This is a genomic window from Enterococcus mundtii (genome assembly GCF_002813755.1).
In the GTDB taxonomy this organism is placed as follows: domain Bacteria; phylum Bacillota; class Bacilli; order Lactobacillales; family Enterococcaceae; genus Enterococcus_B; species Enterococcus_B mundtii.
Genome location: NZ_CP018061.1, coordinates 2717457 through 2737148 on the forward strand (window position 1 = coordinate 2717457; position 19692 = coordinate 2737148).

At 39.3% G+C, this 19692-nt stretch carries 17 protein-coding genes; 5 read left to right on the top strand and 12 right to left on the bottom strand.

The features are described 5' to 3' along the window. Positions 1–42 precede the first annotated feature (42 nt). From EM4838_RS12720 to EM4838_RS12760, 9 genes are all read right to left on the bottom strand, one after another. On the bottom strand, positions 43–1605 hold the full coding sequence (locus EM4838_RS12720) for a glycoside hydrolase family 43 protein (RefSeq protein ID WP_071867564.1): 1563 nt from the start codon (positions 1603–1605) through the stop codon (positions 43–45). Continuing rightward, positions 1592–2017 (bottom strand): DUF4064 domain-containing protein, encoded by a 426-nt coding sequence (locus tag EM4838_RS12725; RefSeq protein WP_071867563.1) that lies wholly within the window; start codon positions 2015–2017, stop codon positions 1592–1594. The genes EM4838_RS12720 and EM4838_RS12725 overlap by 14 nt, the downstream gene beginning before the upstream one ends. Next, the gene (locus EM4838_RS12730) at positions 2018–2923 is read right to left on the bottom strand and encodes a pectinesterase family protein (protein WP_071867562.1); all 906 of its coding nucleotides are present in this window, start codon (positions 2921–2923) and stop codon (positions 2018–2020) included. After that, complete coding sequence (locus tag EM4838_RS12735; protein WP_071867561.1) at positions 2923–3804, bottom strand: alpha/beta hydrolase family protein; 882 nt, start codon at positions 3802–3804, stop codon at positions 2923–2925. The genes EM4838_RS12730 and EM4838_RS12735 overlap by 1 nt, the downstream gene beginning before the upstream one ends. 5 nt (positions 3805–3809) lie before the next feature. Further along, positions 3810–5129, bottom strand: coding sequence for a glycoside hydrolase family 28 protein (locus EM4838_RS12740; RefSeq protein ID WP_071867560.1), 1320 nt, complete (start codon positions 5127–5129; stop codon positions 3810–3812). Continuing rightward, the gene (locus EM4838_RS12745) at positions 5126–6229 is read right to left on the bottom strand and encodes a glycoside hydrolase family 88/105 protein (protein WP_071867559.1); all 1104 of its coding nucleotides are present in this window, start codon (positions 6227–6229) and stop codon (positions 5126–5128) included. Before EM4838_RS12745 ends, EM4838_RS12740 begins: the two co-directional genes overlap by 4 nt. A gap of 82 nt (positions 6230–6311) precedes the next feature. Then, the gene (locus EM4838_RS12750; protein WP_071867558.1) at positions 6312–7817 is read right to left on the bottom strand and encodes an extracellular solute-binding protein; all 1506 of its coding nucleotides are present in this window, start codon (positions 7815–7817) and stop codon (positions 6312–6314) included. Beyond that, on the bottom strand, positions 7814–8455 hold the full coding sequence (locus EM4838_RS12755) for a YesL family protein (RefSeq protein WP_071867557.1): 642 nt from the start codon (positions 8453–8455) through the stop codon (positions 7814–7816). The genes EM4838_RS12750 and EM4838_RS12755 overlap by 4 nt, the downstream gene beginning before the upstream one ends. 15 nt (positions 8456–8470) lie before the next feature. Then, positions 8471–9442 (bottom strand): ABC transporter permease, encoded by a 972-nt coding sequence (locus EM4838_RS12760; RefSeq protein ID WP_071867556.1) that lies wholly within the window; start codon positions 9440–9442, stop codon positions 8471–8473. A gap of 283 nt (positions 9443–9725) precedes the next feature. Between EM4838_RS12760 and EM4838_RS12765 the strand changes: the two genes are divergently transcribed. After that, complete coding sequence (locus tag EM4838_RS12765) at positions 9726–10598, top strand: carbohydrate ABC transporter permease (protein WP_023520460.1); 873 nt, start codon at positions 9726–9728, stop codon at positions 10596–10598. Between the two features lie 164 nt (positions 10599–10762). On the opposite strand, the gene EM4838_RS12770 is transcribed toward EM4838_RS12765, so the two are convergent. Beyond that, on the bottom strand, positions 10763–12952 hold the full coding sequence (locus EM4838_RS12770) for a helix-turn-helix transcriptional regulator (RefSeq protein ID WP_071867555.1): 2190 nt from the start codon (positions 12950–12952) through the stop codon (positions 10763–10765). Positions 12953–13324: 372 nt separating this feature from the next. On the opposite strand from EM4838_RS12770, the gene EM4838_RS12775 reads away from it, so the two are divergent. From EM4838_RS12775 to EM4838_RS12790, 4 genes are read left to right on the top strand one after another with little or no spacing between them, the layout of a single operon-like run. After that, positions 13325–14737 carry a tagaturonate reductase gene (locus EM4838_RS12775; protein WP_071867554.1) on the top strand — a complete coding sequence of 471 codons (1413 nt, stop codon included), beginning with the start codon at positions 13325–13327 and terminating at the stop codon, positions 14735–14737. A 5-nt stretch (positions 14738–14742) separates the two neighbouring features. After that, the gene (locus EM4838_RS12780) at positions 14743–16248 is read left to right on the top strand and encodes a UxaA family hydrolase (protein ID WP_071867553.1); all 1506 of its coding nucleotides are present in this window, start codon (positions 14743–14745) and stop codon (positions 16246–16248) included. Between the two features lie 45 nt (positions 16249–16293). Beyond that, positions 16294–17697 (top strand): glucuronate isomerase, encoded by a 1404-nt coding sequence (gene uxaC, locus EM4838_RS12785; protein WP_071867552.1) that lies wholly within the window; start codon positions 16294–16296, stop codon positions 17695–17697. 2 nt (positions 17698–17699) lie between these two features. Next, positions 17700–18386, top strand: a complete 687-nt coding sequence (locus tag EM4838_RS12790; RefSeq protein WP_071867551.1) for a rhamnogalacturonan acetylesterase — start codon at positions 17700–17702, stop codon at positions 18384–18386. Between the two features lie 234 nt (positions 18387–18620). Here EM4838_RS12790 and EM4838_RS12795 read toward each other — a convergent pair whose 3' ends face one another. After that, the gene (locus tag EM4838_RS12795) at positions 18621–19151 is read right to left on the bottom strand and encodes a hypothetical protein (RefSeq protein WP_071867566.1); all 531 of its coding nucleotides are present in this window, start codon (positions 19149–19151) and stop codon (positions 18621–18623) included. A 173-nt stretch (positions 19152–19324) separates the two neighbouring features. Then, on the bottom strand, positions 19325–19666 hold the full coding sequence (locus EM4838_RS12800) for a YlbF/YmcA family competence regulator (protein WP_010734167.1): 342 nt from the start codon (positions 19664–19666) through the stop codon (positions 19325–19327). Positions 19667–19692 lie beyond the last annotated feature (26 nt).

Sequence of the window (19692 nt, forward strand, 5' to 3'; positions counted from 1 at the left end):
TAAAATTTAACTTTCACTGCACCTAATCTTTTTTTATTTATTTCACTCCATTTCTATTTCCTGATAGTTAAAATAATCAAAATCAGCATAGCTCCCTCCTCTTACATTTAAATCATGCACACCTATACCAACAAAGTTTCCTGTAAAACCACCTGATAGTGTCTGCACATCAATTTTAGCACCGATTTTTTTCCAGTCTTGCGAACGTTCCACATAAAATTGCCCAAAAGTCTTTTCAACAACTACTTTGATCACTGTCTCTCTTCCTCTTAGCGGATAAATTTCAGGGCTAATCGTAACATGGCCTTCAACTGCACTAAGTAATCGGAGACACTTTCCTATCATTTCATCCCAGGTCAAACAGCAATAATAGTAATTTTCTTCATTTAGAAAAAGAAGTAGTCCAGCCATTTGGTTGAAGTGCTTTGGCTCATATTCCATTTTAGTTTGTGCAATAAATGAAAACGTTGTTTGTCGTACCGCTAATAAGTGTTGGTCAAACATTGACTGCAGTGATTCTCCTGCGAGCATCCTTAAGTAGCCATATCGACTAGTCAAATCGCACCAAGTTGTGTCTGGTAAACAACGACGAGCGTTCCAACTTTGTTTCATTTTACCTTCAAAATCATCAAAAAAACAAGAATTGATCTTTTGGATCACTTTCTCTTGTGTTGGAATGGTGACGCTCTCTCTTGGTTCATTTCCTCCTTCTTTTATACGCAACCAATTGTCTTCTGTCCAATACACTTCTTGAATAGCTGTTTCTCTACCTAAGATAGCAACGCCTTCGATAGGACGAGTACAAAGATGGACTATATACCATCTGTCGACTTCTGTTTGAACCAAACTTGCATGCCCTACACATTGTAAGCTTGAGCTTGGGTAACCATTTGCTGTCAACATTGGATTTTTGGGATCAACTTCGTAAGGGCCTAACAAATCACGACTACGACAAACGGTAACGGCATGTCCACTACCAGTACCACCTTCAGCAGTCAGCAAATAATAGTAATCATTGACATAGTAGAGATGAGGTGCTTCGGTCTTTGCGAGTTCCGTGCCTGTAAAGATCGTGTGAATCGGCCCGACCAGTTGTTTTTGTTTTGCATCATATTCTTGAATGACGATCCCTGCAGATTTATTAGGTGTCTTTAGTCGATAGTCCCAGATTTCATTCAACAGCCATTTCTTACCTGTACGCGGATCATGAAAAAGAGAGGGATCAAAACCACTACTATTTAGATAAATTGGATTCTCCCAAGGTCCCTCGATATCTTCCGCAATCATCATGTAGTTGTGAACATCTTTAAAAGGACGTGTTACGCTTTTAACATCTGTATAAACAAGATAAAACCGTCCATCTGAGTAACTGATTTGAGGCGCCCAGATACTTCCGTTGATTGGATGACCCTTTAATGATACTTGATTCGTTAAAATATCCGTTTTATGTTCCCAATTGATTAGATCCGTTGACTCATATACACGAATGCCTGGTAACCATTCAAAAGAAGAAACGATCACATAATAAAAGCTACCCACTTTTAAAATATTCGGGTCAGGATTAAATCCACGAATGATTGGATTGATTGCTTTACTTTGAAACATCTGCTTCCCACCTTTGCTCTATTTTTTGGCGATACATACTTGAACCCGCTGCTAATAGATAGAAAAAGACAAAAGGATAAGCAATGAATTGTGTACCGAACAACAGCAAGACTCCTGAAACTAAATAAATGAGCGCTGCCATCGGACTTGCTTTTCCCTTCAACGATAAATAAAGAGCCAAACATAATCCACTCAAAGAGAGGAACAGACTCACACTAAACAATCCTGTTGTTTTTCTTAATAACTCAAACGTTTCTTCCACACTGCCAATGTACTCTAGTGAGAGAGCCTGATAGGTTTCTCGAAAATTTGAAAGAGACATTTGATTGAACGTTACAGCAATTCCACCGAAAAACAACAAAGCAGCAGATCCACCGATCAAACCAAAACTTATTTCCCATTTTTTCGTCATCTAATCGTCCTCCGTTTCAACAGTGATCCATGATTCGCGACAAATTCCCCCTTGGTATCTATTATTTTTTTCGTAATAGCGTGCGGTTTGTCTGTTTTGTTTCTCATCCCAATCATGCCAACCACTTTGGTGGACATGCGCTCCTACATCACACTCTTCAAATGTCACCTGAGCATATGGACGCCAAGGCCGGCCTAAATAGATAGAAGGCACCTCGAAATCTGCAACGATTGCACACCTAAAAAAAAGAAAACCTCGTTCTTGTACTTTTACCGTTGAAGCGGCTGTGATATAGCCATTAGAAAAACAAGCTAAACTCTTGATGGTACAATGGTCAAATACCGCATCTGCTCCACCAAAAATAAAATCGACAGTCCCTTCGATCCAACATCGTTCATAATATTGTCGACAATACTTGCGTTCCTTCGTCACTGGTGTAAGAAAGAGACGACCATCTTTTTGTGTAGCCGGCAACGGTCCTGTGCACAATGTATCTTGTTGCCCACACAATCGACAATTGATCAACTGGACTTGATGAGCATGATTGAACAGCGCGACTGCTTGCCCCACTTGTTCTCCTGCACCGGCGTTATTGATGATCTGTATATTTTCGAGACGAATGTTTTCTCCTTCAAGAAATAGCGTCGCGGTTCGAAACGTTTCTCTTGCTTCACCAGATGAAAGTGTTTGTTTCGAAAAACGGCACCCAACAATCTGTACTTCTCCTTGTCCTAGCATTTGGAAATTCGATAGCCGACATTCGACATATTCATGATAGACACCTTCTTGAATAATCATGGTCTTTTTTACGCTATCCGGCAATGAACTAAGATGAGCAATTCCTGCTTGGATGGTCTGATAGTCTGCTTGCTCTGAGAATGGGTCGATCACGATTTCTGTTTCCATTACAGGTGCTCCTTTAAAAATGCTTGCCACTTACTTCGCATGTCACGTGTTTCAAAGTGTCCACCATTTAAAGAGTGTCCTTGAAAATTCATTGGTACTCCCAGTTGTTGATAATACAAATCTAGCTGTTTATTCAAGTGATAGACGCCTTCTGTTGGACACATTCGATCGTTTGTCCCTACTATAGTAAGCCGTTTACGAGGAGCAATTTTTTGCTGGATAGCTAGGGTCGTATATTCCTTCAATAAATTAGGAATATAATAATAGTAACCGTGGCAATCTAACATCTGATGTTTCAAGAGCGTTTCAACCTCTACTTGGCTAGCTAGGTCAATACATACTTTCACACGTTCATCCAATGCACTTGTCCACCAACTTAATAGGCCACCCATAGATAACCCCATCGTTGCGATACGTTGTGTGTCAATATCTTCTCGTGTTTCCAAGTAATCGATCAAGCTTAGCACATCAAAGATCCGCATTCCCCAAAGTGTTCGTCCTGTTAATAAGAATTGCTTAAAAAGTTCACTTTCAGCAATTCCGCTGCGTTCTTCAAATCCCCAAGCATCGATCGCCCATACCCCATATCCCATACTCGTCAAAACCTTCGCAAACGAAGGTTCCACAAAATAGGATGCACCTTCTAACAATTCACTTTTTCCAAGTGAAAAATCGCCACCATGCGAGTGCAGATAGATCACAACAGGCAGAGGCTCCCTCTTTTTTGCTGGATAAATATAAATGGCAGGAACAGGTTCAAGATCATTTAATGCCAATTGATAATACTCAATTACTTGATCATCGTTGTTTTTTTGTGATAAACAGCTACCACTCGGTCTCAAGCAACGTGCGTCTCTCCCTAAGTACTCGATCAACTCCATTTTATTTAAGTTCCTTCTATAATAGATACATTCTTTTTATCCAACTCTGTCGATCGCATACGTTTAATTTCGATATCTTCCGAATCTTCAATCATGATTGCTGGTCCTTCATGATGATTGATCGTGATCTGATGGAAAGAAATATGTTTACCAAACCGCACATAAAATCCCTGTTGGCGCATGGGTTCTAAACCCGTCATCATAGCTGGCACTCCCACTTTTGCATCTTTTGCCATTGATATATCGACATGATCGAAAGAAATGTCTTGAACCGCTTGTTCTGCTAACCCGTAAATAAAACCTGCGGAAGCATGGACATTTCTAGCAGTTATCGATGAAAAATGAATACGCCGAACTTGTGGCGTTCGCTCATCGATTGGATACACTTCTTTGTCCCAGACGTAAGGATCTTTGCCACGAGGCCCGCAAAAATAATAAAGATTGATGACAAACGGACACAGTACTTGGTCCATGATCAAATTAGTTACTCGGACATCTTCGATCATCCCCCCTCGACCTCGGCGTGTCTTTAATCGAATCCCACGATCGGTTTGTTGGAATACGCAGTTCGAAATCGTTACATTCCGAATCCCGCCACTCATTTCACTTCCTAACACTACGCCACCATGACCGTGTACCATCGTACAATTGGTGATCGTGATATTTTGACAAGGTACCTTATTAACGGCATCCTCTGTCCCTGCTTTGATTGCAATACAGTCATCCCCAACATCAATATGGCAGTTACTGATATGCACATTGTGACAAGACTCTGGATCAATACCATCTGTGTTCGGGGAATCAGCAGGATTACAAATGACTACATGATCGATCGTCACATCTTGGCAATGATTCGGATGGATCGTCCAACTTGGTGAGTCGACCAACTGGATATCACGAATTGTTACTCGTCGACAATGATCAAAACCAAGCAATTTTGGCCGAGGGTACTCAAGTGTTTCATGCTCCTCTCGAAAAATGCGCCACCAGCTAGGACCACTACCATCTAATTTCCCTAAACCAGTGACAGCAATATTTTCTGCATGTTGCGCATAGATACATGAAGCATAGACCTTTTTAGGTACACCCTCCCAGCTGGATAAAATAGCTGAATACTGAGCTGGGTCATCTGTAAATTTCAATACTGCTCCAGGAGAAAGATACAACTCCACATTACTTTTCAAGCACAATGGCCCCGTTAAAAACTGCCCACTTGGAATGATTACTCTTCCCCCACCTGCTTCGGCTACTTGATCAATGGCTTGTTGGATCACCGTCGTGTTGAGTCTATCGACTGAGGCACCTAAGCTTAAAATATTTATCACTTAGATACACCTTCCACTTCTACTAAGGCTTGCAAAAAGGCACCAACACCTTTTTGATCGTTACATACAATTGGTTCACTAATATAGTAAGCATAAGAACCATCTCTTTGGTCTGCACCGCCTAGACCTGCAACTTGGCAATTTTTATTCAGATTCAGCCAGCCTTCTTTTGTTTCCAAAACAAATTCATCAAACAAACCTTGATAAGATTTTTTCAACTGAGGAAACCACACTTCTTTCTCCAGTATTCCTAAGCGAATCCCCTTTGCCATCGCATAAACGAACATACTGCTTCCTGAAGCTTCTAAATAATTCCCTTTACGTTTCGTTTCGGTTGTTACTTGGTACCAGGTGCCAGTTTCTGATTGATAAGGCAATAATGCTTCCAATGTGGATGTCACAATTTGCCCCAATAATCGACAGTCCACTTCTTTATGCAACAACTCGTAAGTATCGACACACGCCATCAAATACCAACCAATTGAGCGGCTCCAAAAATGATGGGATAATCCCGTTTCTAGATCTGCCCAAGGTTGCTTCATCTTTTCATCCCATGCATGGAACAATAAATTCGTTTTTGAGTCGAACAATCGCTGATAACTGATCTCAAATTGACGTAAGACATCTTGATAATCTTTTTTCGGCGTAAAGGTTTGGATAAATTCTGCATAAAAAGGCGCTCCCATATACAAACCATCTAACCATATTTGCCAAGGATAGATCGCCTTATGCCAAAACACACCTTCAGAGGTCCTTGGATGATTCGACAATTGTTTGGCGCAATTTTCTGCTGCTTTGCGATATTTTTCATCTCCTGTTTCTTTATAGAGGATAAAGAACAGTTTTCCAGTATTGATATGATCGATATTGTATTCTTCTAATTTATAGCCTTTGATCGAGCCATCTTCTTGTACGAAGTAGTCAATATTTGTTTGAATAAAGTCTAAGTACTTCTTCTCCTTCGTTTTCAGCCATAACAACTGAAATCCTTTCAAAACGACACCATAATCATATGACCATTTTCGTTCATATCCTTTATCTTGATACAAATAAGGTGTACGTGCCATAATACTATCTGCTAATTTCTCTGACCAATTCAATCTTCTTCCTCCAATCAATCATTTTAAAAGAGAAAGGGCTGCGGTTGGAATAGTTACAGCCCTTTCTTTGATACATCTACTATTACTGTGCAGCTTTATAAGCCTCTTCATATTCTTCAGCAATTTGATCGCCACCTTGGGCACGCCAATTGCTGATTGCTTGTTTGAATCCATCTTCATCTATTTGTCCCATAATATACTGGACAGTTGCATCGATCATGATTTTTTCGATTTCTGAACCGACTTCATTGTTTTTCTCTGAATCTAATGGAACCGTTGGATCTAACACAACAAACTGTTCATTTTCTTTGACTAATTGATTGGATAATTCTTTCTCTGGATCAGCATCTTTAAATGAAAATGTAACTTCACTTGGTCTTGAACTGGATAATGGTTGCACTTCCTGTTGCCAAAGATCCATGTCGATGTATTCAATCGCGCCATCTTCTTGCAATTGGTAGTGTGTTCCTTCAATACCACCTGTCATCAATTTATACATATCTTCTTCTAATAAATCATCGACAAACTGAAGTAATTTCTTCAATTGCGCTTCATCTTTGACCGAGGATTTAGGAAATGCCAATAGTCCCCCTACGCCATTTCCTTCTGACCATACATGGTAATCCCCATCTTCACCATCTGATATTTTATTTACTGGCACAAGCTCCATCTCTGGTTGAATATCTTTCCCCATATTTTTTAGGTTTTTGATATCGATCATCCCGGTATAGATCCCTGTTTTACCTTGTGCAAATTGTTCCTGTTGATCTGTCTTTTGAGTCACTGCAAAGTCTTGCGCTAAGTAACCGTTTTCAAATAAGTCTCTAGAAAAATTCATCGCTTTCATATACTCATCTGTATCAAATTCAGGTGTAAATTGACCGTTACTCTCTACTTTCCAACCATTCGGTGCACCGTAATACGACGTAAATAATTTGAAGCTCGTGTAACGGATATCACTCGGGGCGCGATCGCCAAAACCAACTGTATCATCGACACCATTGCCGTCTGGATCATTTTCTGTGAATTGCTTCGCTACTTCATAAAGTTCATCCAATGTATCTGGTACTTCCAATCCTAGATTGTCCAACCAATCTTTTCGGATAACTAAACCTGCACGAGCGTAATCTTTTTGCATAGGTACGCCATATAGTGCACCATCGATACTTGCCGCTTCGATTCGATCCTCTGATATCTTACTTAAATTTTTGTAGTCAGCTAAATAATCAGACACATCCCAGAAAACACCGGACTTTAACGCATTTCGCACAGAGGAATTTTTTAACATAGCAATTTGTAGTGTTACGATATCTCCCAGCTCATTTGAAGCTAATGCAGTGGTCAACCGTTCCTCTTTTGACGCATCAGGAATCCAGTTGAACGTCAATTCTGAATTGGTTTTCTCCTCGATTTTATCAACGATCGTATCATTAGGCGGCGAAGCTGTATGTAAAATGTTCAACCACGTGATTCGTGTTTTTCCATCCTCTGTATCTGCGGATGTATCACTTGAATCATTGCCACAAGCTGATAAAGCAAGTATGCTGAGCAAACCGATTCCTGCTGTTACTAACATTTTTTTCTTCATAATTGTTCTCCTTCACTGAATGTATTTTTATCTATTGCTACTTCTTTCTTTTTAAGACGATCAAATAGTTGCACCGCTGTCCAAGTGATGGCAAAAAAGAAGAAGCTACTCCCCATGAATGTCAACATACCAGGCACTAAGCGAATAATTACCGCATAACTGCCAATAATGATTAATAGTAAAACAAGTGAATAATGTAACTGAGAAAAACCAAACAAAAAAGCCATTTTGATTTTATAAAACATCCCTTGCCATTGGTAATGGGCCATAATCGGGAAAATATACAGCGCAGATAACACGTAAAAAAAGCTGATGACCAAAATCACTACGCGTAAGTACCAATTTTGGATATAGGCAAGATCTACGTACAGGACGAAAGCAACTGCAAAATATAACCAACTGATCAACAACGTTTCTTTGTAATTTTCTTTAAAATAGCGAAAGTACGTATGTGTCAGTGGAAAATCTTCAGATGAGCGTAGCCACTTTCGGATCACTGAGACCATTGCGTAAGACGCTGGACCAAAAGTGAATAGTCCGAGACCCAAAACGACTAATATTCCCCACAAAAAATTTAAGTAAACGAGTTGCAGGAGTCTGATCAAATTTTTATTTGTACTCTCTAACTTTTGCAACATCTGTTTGCTCCTTTTCTAGTACACACCGTCTTCACCCAATTTTTTTGCTAACTTGTTCGCAAGTACGACCATAAACAAGCCCACTACACCTTTGAATAAGCCCATTGAAGTACTAAAACTTAATTGTCCATTTTTCAATCCAGCAGTATAGATATATGTATCAAAAATCTCTGCCACACTGCGATTCAATGAATTGAGTAGTAAGTACATATGCTCAAATCCTAAGTCAAGTGTTTGACCAATTTTTAAAATCAACAAGGTAATGATCACTGGACGGATCGCAGGTAATGTCACATGCCACGTCTTACGTAAACGTCCTGCCCCATCCATTTCGGCTGCTTCATATAATTGCGTATCTACTGCGGTGATTGCAGAGAGATAAATGATCGTTGACCACCCTAGTTCTTTCCAAATCACCTGTCCAATGTAGACTGTTCGTGTCCAGTCAGGCGACGTCAAAAAACTTATTTTATCTAGCCCAATACTGGCCAAAAATTCATTGATGACCCCACCGTCCACATTCAAAAAGACATAGGTGATTGAGACGATGATGACCCAAGACATGAAATGCGGAATGTAAATGATTGTTTGGATACTATTCTTGAATCGCTTGTTCGTTACTTCATTCAATAGAAGTGACAGAATGATCGGCATTGGGAAAAAGACAAAAATATTCAGTCCAAACAAAATCAGCGTATTCCTCAACAGCATAAAAAATGTTGGCTCAGTAAATAATCGAATGAAGTGCTTGAAACCAACCCAAGGACTACCAAGAATCCCCAGATAAGGTTGATAGTCTTGGAACGCAATCACTAAGCCACCCATAGGTAAATATCTGAAAACAATGAAATAAAGGATTCCTGGAAGAATCATCAAGTACAAAAATTTATTCGTTTTGATTCCAGCAATCGTCTTCCTTCTTCTTTTTATTCGTTCTTCCTTTTTTGATAAAGTAATTGAACCCAGCTCTCTTTTTACACTCTCCATAAGCCCTCCTTGTTAAACATTGTGTGACTTTAACCGCTATCCACAGCATAAAGGAAGAAAAGTAATTCCGTATATAATCATTTTCACTGACGTAGGTAACTGGCGATCATCACTTGATTCCTCACTTTCCGCTTCATCTGATCGATTTTTTAGGGAATGCCCGTTGCAGCTATATGAAACCTCATGATTTTCCTTCCCTAAAAAATGATTATGTACGTAATTTCAAGCAGATGATAGATTGGAGGTACAAAAATACTTATGGTTTAAGGAGGGTTCTCTCTAAATGAAAAAAAAGGTTTCGCTTGGAGAAAAAAGCTTTACGATTTTTAATTCCATTTTTCTACTATTATTAGCTTTGATCTGTATCGTACCGTTTTTAAATATCATCGCCACTTCATTTGCTTCTACACAAGAAGTCGTAGCAAAAAAATTCATCCTTTTCCCTACTACGTTTTCTTTAGATGCCTATCGTTACATCTTATCTACACCAACGATTTTCCGAGCTTTAGCTGTTTCTATTGGGGTTACTGGGCTTGGGACGGTCGTCAGCATGTGCGTGACTTCATTGATGGCCTATGGATTATCACGTAAATATCTTTTTGGGCGAGGATTTTTTAACTTTATGGTTGTCTTTTCCATGCTCTTTAGTGGTGGAATGATCCCGACATTCTTAGTGGTGCGCTCCTTGGGATTGATCAATTCGTACTGGTCGATGATTTTACCTGTAACTGTCAACGCCATGAACATGATCATCATGCGTAACTTTTTTCAAGCTTTACCTAATAGTTTAGAAGAATCTGCCAAAATGGATGGCTGTACTGATTTTGGGGTCTTTTTCAAAATTATGTTGCCCCTTGCTTTACCTTCCATTGCGACGATTTCACTTTTTTATGCTGTGACCTATTGGAATACTTATATGACGGCGATTTTATACATTAACGATTCCTCAAAATGGCCGATTCAAATCTTGTTACGTCAAATCGTGATCGTGTCAAGCGGGATGCAGGCAGAAAGTAGTGCTGTCGATATCATTCCACCGGCACAAACGATCAAAATGGCCGTCATCGTGATTGCTACAGTGCCAATGTTGGTTGCTTATCCATTTGTTCAAAAGTACTTTGTAAAAGGGGCATTGGTCGGCTCTGTCAAAGGTTGACCCTTTCATACTTAAAGATACGCTTAAAATTAATTATTCATTTAAATAGCACGATCTAAGAAAAACTAATTTTTCAAAGATCGTGCTATTCCTCACAATAAAAACAAATATTTTTCCTGAGTAACTCATGTAGGACTTTAATGATCGGTGTCACTAAGTTGTCCTCAGCGGTTTTTCTTACGGTACTCACCAGGAGTGACGGATTCTTTCTTTTTGAAAAAGCGAATAAAATTTTGTGAGTTACGATATTTGAGTCTTTCTGCTATTTCTTTCACGGATAACGTCGTCTCCGTCAACCACTTCTTAGCGATCTCTAAGCGATAGTTCTGAATGAAATCTCCAAAGTTTTCACCGGTTTCTTTTTTAAACACGTTACTCAAATAGTTAGGATTATAATGAAGGCGATCTGCCACCATGTCTAGCGACAGATCACGATCATATTCGCTATAGATGATATGGATCATTTTTTCTGATAACGATTTAAACTCTTGCTCCGTGATTTCTTGAGAGTTTTTTGTGATCGGTTGAACAAATTGTTCTAACAGCAATTGTTCAAGTTCTTGAGGATGATAAGTATATAACACCTTAACATATATTTGCTTCAATTCTTCAAACTGCGTAATATTCACACCCAATAGTTGCCCCAACTGAACAAATTCATTGACTAAACGAATAGCTACAACTTCTCGATTCAATCGATTTTTATTTTGAGTGAACATCTCAACGATCAATTCGTGAAGAAGGCAACTGACGTGTTCGTTTCCTGAACGGATTGCTTCAAATAAACGATTTTGTTTTTCCATCGGATATTTGATCAGTGTCTTCTCCTGTTGCTCTGAGATGATTTCATGGTAGAACACAATTGAATTTGGTCCAGTGTTTACCCGATGATATAAGGCTTCTTTCGCTTGGTCGACAGATTGCTTACTGTCATTCAGCGTAGTAAAACAATCACTGATCCCAATGCTAACAGTCAATTTGAGATATTCTTGAATCATTTTTTGTATCTGGCGACAGTGATCCATTACTTTTTTATTCGCGAATACTTCTTCCTTTGGACTTCGATAAATCGTTGCTTGCATTTCTTCGTTTAGCACGATAGGAATCATTCGTTCTTCTTTAGGAACAATCTCAGCAATCATTTGGTTGATAGCCAATAGTAATAAATCTCGTTCTCCTCCATGGCTCTCTTCTAAAAGATCGATCTGCACGATTGCTGTATAGTAACATTCATTTTGCGAGTCATAGTTGAACTGCTGTAATCGTTGATCCAATTCCCGTTTTTCCACACGATTTCTAAAGAGGCTCAAGACAAATAAAGTTTCTAGTTGTGGTTTCTGTGTAATCAAATTCGCACTTAATAATTCATTTTCACCAATTACTTGGCTCACTGACTGGACAACGTTCTCTAATTTCTTCCCAGACAAGCCTTCCGAATGGAGATTCAGTCGGTCTTGAATCTGACTGATAGGACGAACATATCGTTCAGAAAAGATATAGGACAAGCCCCCCAGTAAAATGATCAAAGTAAAGGATACAGTGGCTAATCCGATTTGCAAGTTTCGGACAGTCGTACCTATAGTTGCAGGATCGATCTCTAATTGATACTGCCATTGATTGTAATCAGATTGGAGCAAGATGAAATTCCGACCATTCCTTTGAACCACTGTTGGTACATTCGCTTCTATATTTTTGACTGTTATCATCCCTTCTCTTGATGATTCAGCATCGGTAAAAAGGATCTCTGCTCCATAATAGATCGTTAAGCGATCTTCATTGCTTCGTTCAATGATTCGTTTCAGCGCCTGGTGGTCGATCGAAGCAAAACCTAGCGCATATTTTTCACTGACTGCTTTAGGTAATGCAACAACCATTTCAATTCCATCAGATTGTTTCGTCCAAAAAACTTGTTGATCTTGATGGACGTACTGGGCTTTTAAATCAGTCGCTTCTTGTGGTGATAGTTGATTCAGTGAACCATTCACGACACCCCAACCGCCTTTTAGGCTGACTAACTTAAACGCATTTTCCTCCATTGCGATCGTTTCAATAAAATTAAGTTCTTTTCGTACTTCGGAATAAATAGCGTAGTCGGTATGATTCAAGGGAGATTGAAATATTTCGGAGAAGTTTTTAGTGGAGCCGTATGTAGCGAAAGAATACTCGATCGTTCGAAACTTCCATTCTACATTTGTTTTGATTTGTTTCAATAGATTTTGTTTATCTAGTAAATAGTTCTCTTCAATCGAGTCATAGGTGTTGGTATAGATAAATAAGCTAAAGCCAATGACCAGTACCATACCGATAATAAAAATCGGTAAAAACATTTGATAAAACAACATTTTATTTTTCATCAAACTTCCTCTCCTCCCGAAATTAAAAGGCTTACATTTTATGTAAAATTGATTATCTTCTAAAGCAATGAGTATCTTCACTCTTTCAGATTAACATACTACTATTTAAAAACATAAGTTTTTTTGAAAGAGTCAAACCTAACGATATCAAGCTATGTTGACTAAAACTTCTATTCATATTACGATAAATGCGCCACCAATTGATTGATTTAAGCATGAACACAAGCAATAGATTTTGCTATCAACAAAAAACACCAAATTCGTGAAAAATAAGCATGTAGCCGTCATAAAAATAACAACTATTGATAATTCTCGTTACGTTTCAGAGATTTTTATCATAAAATTTTTGTCTCACAGAAAGGAAATCATTCAATGGAAAGATTAACTAAAAAGCAATACCCTAAAAATCAAGCTGCAATTACTTGTCTACAGTTTGGTGAAGGGAATTTTATGAGAGGATTCGTTGATTGGCAACTTCAGCAGTTAAACAATCAAGGCCTCTATCAAGGAAATGTTGCAATCGTCCAACCACTAGCTCACGGACTAAGTGACAAGCTGGCTGAACAAGATCAACTCTATACAGTTCTACTCCAAGGGTTAATTGATGGTAAAGTCATCGATACGACAGAGCCGATCACTGTGATCGACCGTACGCTCAACCCTTACGAGCAATGGCAAGGGTTCCTCGCATTGGCAGAAATCGATGAATTAGCCTTTGTCTTTTCTAATACGACAGAAGCTGGTATTAGTTATCATGAAGCCGATACGCAAAATGATCTCCCCCCAACAAGCTTCCCCGCAAAATTGACTGCCTTTTTGTATCATCGATTCAAAATGAATAAAAATGGACTCACGATCATCCCATGCGAACTGATTGATCGCAATGCAGAGCTTTTAAAAAAATTCGTTTTACAGTATGCAAAAAATTGGCAGCTTGAAACAGAATTTATCGATTGGTTACACCAAGAAAATCATTTTTATTGTAGTTTGGTGGATCGGATCGTTCCTGGGTTCCCGAGAGATGAAATCGATGAACTGCACCAACGATTGGGATATGACGATCAACTGTTGGTAAAAGCTGAACCATTTATGTTGTGGGTGATCGAAGCACCGGAGGAATTGAATGAACACTTACCATTAAAAAAAGCAGGTCTGAATGTTGTCTTGACTGATGATTTGACGCCCTATCGTGAACGAAAAGTCCATCTACTCAACGGTCCTCATACTGCAATGGTGGCGATTGGTCTACTGTCAAACGTCTCAACAGTCGAAGAAGTCATGAAAGATCCTCTACTATCCGATTACATCAACACATTAGTGACTAGGGAATTGATCCCAATGCTACGCTTACCTGAAGAAGAGTTGCTGGCATACGCTAGACAAATCAACGAACGGTTCTTAAATCCTTTTGCACATCATCAATTACATGCGATTGCTTTGAACAGTGTTGCCAAATTTCAAACACGATTACTACCTATTCTAAAAAAATACATTGAAAAAAGGGAAGCACTTCCTTCCTATCTGACTGTCTCATTTGCTGCCTTGATCTTGCTTTATCGTGCCGATCATTCGAAAATCCATGTAAACGATGACCCAATGGTACTCGCTAGTTTCGCTGAAGCTTGGGCTGAGCCAGAGACTGCTGTCCTTCAACTATTGAAAAATCCAACGCTTTGGGGCGAAGATCTATCCGTACTTCCTGATTTAACAGAAACAGTTTCACATTACGTGACAGAGATCGATCAAAAAGGCATTCGTAACGTATTATATGAATTGAAAGGATGAAAAACATGACTGATCCAGATTTCTCCACTCGAATCATCCAATTACACCCACAGGACAGCGTTGTCGTAGCTACTACCACGATTCCAACGAATACAACACTTCGCTTCGATGATGTTACATTAACTACCTTTGAAGAAATCCCCTTAGGTCATAAAATTGCTTTGTCTGATTTGAGCGCAGGGGCTGATGTGATCAAGTATGGCTATCCGATTGGTCATCTCTTGACGGATGTCAAAGCAGGACAATGGATACATACGCATAATATCAAAACAAATCTTTCTGGTGAGGAAAGCTACCAATACCAACCAAAATCATGCCCCATCGTCTATCCACAAGAAAATCGCACCTTTCAAGGCTATCTTCGTGAAGACGGACAAGCTGGGATTCGCAATGATCTCTTTATCGTTCCAACCGTTGGCTGTGTCAATGGAATCGCTGAATTGATCATCCAAGAATATAAAAAACGACATGCAGATGACAATCCTTTTGATCATCTCACGATTTTAAAACATCCTTATGGTTGTTCTCAATTAGGCAAGGATCATGAGAATACGAAAAAGATTCTAGCTGATGCGATCCATCATCCGAATGCTGGCGGTGTGCTTGTATTTGGATTAGGTTGTGAGAATAATACGATACAAGAATTAAAGGCTAGTTTAAATAAATATAACAAACAACGAGTAAAATTTTTAACTGCCCAAGATGTCACTGATGAAATAGGACATGGCGTCTCTTTGCTTGAAGAATTAGCAGAAATCGCACGAAGAGATTTCCGTGTTCCTGTTCCTCTGGATAAACTAACGATTGGGCTAAAATGCGGTGGTTCAGATGGGTTGTCAGGGATTACTGCAAATCCATTGCTAGGTGCCTTTTCTGACTATTTGATTTCACAAGGTGGTAGCACGATCTTGACGGAAGTGCCCGAAATGTTTGGTGCCGAACAAGTTCTGATGGCACGAGCAGAAAATCAAGCAGTCTTTGAATCGATCGTTCGATTGATCAATGATTTCAAACAATATTTTCTCTCTTATAATGAACCAGTCTATGAAAATCCTTCTCCCGGAAACAAAGCAGGTGGTATCTCTACCTTAGAAGACAAGTCACTTGGTTGCACCCAAAAAGCAGGAAATTCAACGGTAGTCGATGTGTTAGCTTATGGTGAAAAAGTACGTAAAACTGGGCTGAGTTTACTGGAGGCACCTGGTAATGACCTTGTTGCCGCATCTGCGTTAGCTTCTGCTGATTGTCAACTCGTCTTGTTCACCACAGGCAGAGGAACACCTTTTGGTTCTTACGTTCCCACGCTAAAAGTATCAACCAATACACCTTTATTCGAACGAAAACAACATTGGATGGACTTTGATGCTGGTGAATTGTTGACTCAATCCATGGCAGAGGTCTTACCTTTATTTATCGATAAAATCATCCGTGTTGCGAGCGGAGAAGAGACAAAAAACGAAGCCAACGATGTAAGAGAACTAGCTATTTTTAAAAATGGTGTCACACTTTGATTTTTCTTATCACTACCCAATCTGAAATTGAAAGAAGTGAAGTAAATGTTTTTATCTGATGATTTTTTATTAACCAATCAATGGTCAAAAAAACTGTACCATTCATCTGCTGAAAAAATGCCGATCATCGACTATCACTGTCATCTATCACCAAAAGAAATTTATGAGAACAAACCTTTCACTAATTTGACAGAAGCCTGGTTGAGTGGCGATCATTACAAATGGCGTTTGATGCGAGCCTGTGGTGTTCCAGAAGAAAAAATCACTGGTCACGCCTCAGATTACGAAAAATTTTACGCTTGGTGTCAAACGGTGCCGAAAATCATAGGCAATCCTTTGTATACTTGGACACATCTTGAATTGAAACGTTTCTTCCAAATCGATTTACTGATCAATGAAGAAAATGCTCTTAATATCTGGGAACAAGCAAATAAACGGTTAGCTGAACCAGCGTTTCGTCGACGAGAGATTGCGAAAAATGCGAAGGTGACTGTCATTTGCACAACAGATGATCCCATTGACGAGTTAGTCTATCACGAATTATTGGCAAAAGAAGAACCTGATCTCACAGTATTACCAGCGTTTCGACCAGATGCTGCATTAAATCTCACCCACGAGGGATTTTCTGAATGGTTGTCAAAATTGTCTCACGTAATTGGCAAACCAATCGCTGATTACACTTCTTTGATCACCGCATTGAGTCAAAGGATCGACTATTTCCACCTGCATGGCTGTCGCCTATCGGATCATGGATTAGATCGCTTGTCCTATCACAAAGCTTCTGAAAAAGAACTTGAACAGATTTTCCAGAAAGCATTGGCAAAAGAAACACTGACACAGACAGAAATTGATGCTTATCGAACAGAAACACTCAACAGGCTGATCCCTCTGTATCATGCGCATGGTTGGACGATGCAGTTGCATCTCCATGCTTATCGTAACTGCAATACCCAAGCATTCACACGCTTAGGGCCAGATACTGGTTACGACGGGATCAACGATCAACCACTAACCAGCCACCTGCAACAATTGCTGGATCATGCCGAGAAAAACAATCAATTACCGAAGACCATCCTTTATTCGCTCAATCCAAATGATTATCCCTTACTGCTTGCTCTGATGGGTAGCTTTCAAAAGGAAACGGCTGGAAAACTCCAACTCGGTTCTGGTTGGTGGTATAACGATACCCGAGCAGGCATGCGTGAACAGATGACACAACTTGCTGATAGCGGTGTTTTAGGAAATTTCGTCGGTATGTTGACGGATTCTCGCAGTTTTCTCTCTTATACACGACACGAGTATTTCCGACGTGTTCTCTGTGAGCTGATCGGTGAAATCGTGGAACGAGGCGAAGCGCCCGAAGACATCCATCTTTTAGGAACCTTAGTGGAAGATATCTGTTATACAAATGCGCGAAACTATTTCGGTTTCTTTGAGGAAGAAAAGTGACTATGCAAACGATCCATATCGCAGGCGATTCCACTGCTTCAATCAAAAACCTGACTGCTCGACCAGAGACCGGCTGGGGAGAAGTCCTCGGTAAATACTTCCAACCTAAGATTCGGATAAACAACCGAGCAAAAAATGGCCGTAGTTCAAAATCATTCATTGAAGAAGGACGATTCACTTGCTTGAAAGAAGAATTTCAAGCGGGAGACTTTTTACTGATCCAGTTTGGCCACAACGACCAAAAAATCACTGAAGCAAAAGGAACAGAACCATTTGGTGGGTATCTGGAGGCACTTGATATCTATGCGCAAACAGCCTTATCCTTAAATGTACAGCCAATTTTCTTGACCCCTGTCACACGACGCCTTTACTTAAAAAATGGGGAATTAGATCCGAACTGCTTAGGAGAATATCCAAACGCAATGAGGCAATTCGCAGAAAAAAATAACTACCCTATTTTGGATGTTTTTACTCGATCACAAACTACTCTTCAACAGTATACGCAAGAAGAAACAAAAAAATTCTACTTGCATTTACCAGTTGATACTTATGAAAATTATCCCTCAGGCCTTTGTGACAACACCCATTTTAGTCCAGAAGGCGCTGCTTTAGTCGCTCAACTCGTCGTTGAACTACTAAAAGAAACAGATTTTTCATTAGTAAATTACCTTGAAACCGCTTCTATCTAAAACTCGATTCAAAGAATTTACAATTTTCCCCAGACAAAGCGTGTCTGAGACATTAGGACTCTCGCCCCCCTAAAACCGAATAAACGGCGGGAACAGAAGTAACCTCTTCGAAAAATAAGGCGCCACCCACAAAAATTTTAAAAACAATTTTCGTGGATGGCTCCTTATTTCTTGAGGCTAAACACTTCTGTCCCGACCTCATTCAGTCTATTAAATTATGACTCACCGACACAATCAAAGACTTTGTGTTTGATTGTTATTCTTTGGTTTTTCCGCTAGCGAAGGCCTTCTAGACGTAATTGCCAAGCTGACACCCTCTTTTAATTTTTCAAACATAAAAAGATCTTTATTTTCTATTTGTGGACTTTGGCGGATTTCTTGAAAGATCATTCGTTGGTCTTTCACCGTATAACGTGCATATTCGTGGATATAACGATGAGTTATCATGAGCGAAAGAAGAGAAAAAGGCGTGTGGTTCTTTTGTTTTTCTGTTAACCGCTGGTAAATGACTCGATCCAGTTTTTCTGCCCAAATCAAACTGTTTTGATAATGCTCGAAATGCGTTTTTGTGGATACCCAACGAAAATGTTTATCATAGGCCCATGAATCTTCGACAAGTTGATGTTTCATTTTTTTTAGTGTCTGTAGTAACTCTTTTGTTCGTTTATGTAGAATAAATTGATTGAAAAGGGCTAAGTCAAAAGGTTTTGTAACATTCAATTCTTTAATAGGTGCGTTAATTTCAATTGTCATTTTTTTTCGCATAGGTTCACATCCTCTCATTTGTTTATTGGTATCTTTCTGCAACTTAATGATAACAAAGGATGATCCTTGCCTGTCCATCACTTTTTCTCCTGAAAGAAAAAATTGTTTTTTATAAAAAAAACTGGCATGAAATCCTTTAGAGATTTCATGCCAGAGAGTTATTTTGCTGATGACTATTCGCTGTACAAGTCGCGTACTGGTGTCATGATGATACGGTTCAAATCATTGATGATCGTGCTGAATCCTTGTTCTTTTTGCATCAAGTCATTGATAACTTCTTCTGTTTGGATTTTCATTGCCATTTCTTGGGCTCTGGCAGCATCTTCATCGCTGAATTCTTGTCCGCTCATTTGTTTTTCTTGTAATTCGATTTGCATTGCTTGGAAATCTTTGAATAGTTGATGTGCTTCTTCATTCGCTTTTACTTTTGCATAAGCTTCTTCTAGCTCTTTGAATTCTTTTAGTTCACGAATCTCACGTTCGATTTGATTTGCACTATCATAAATATTTGACATACGACGGCCTCTTTTCTTCTATTTAA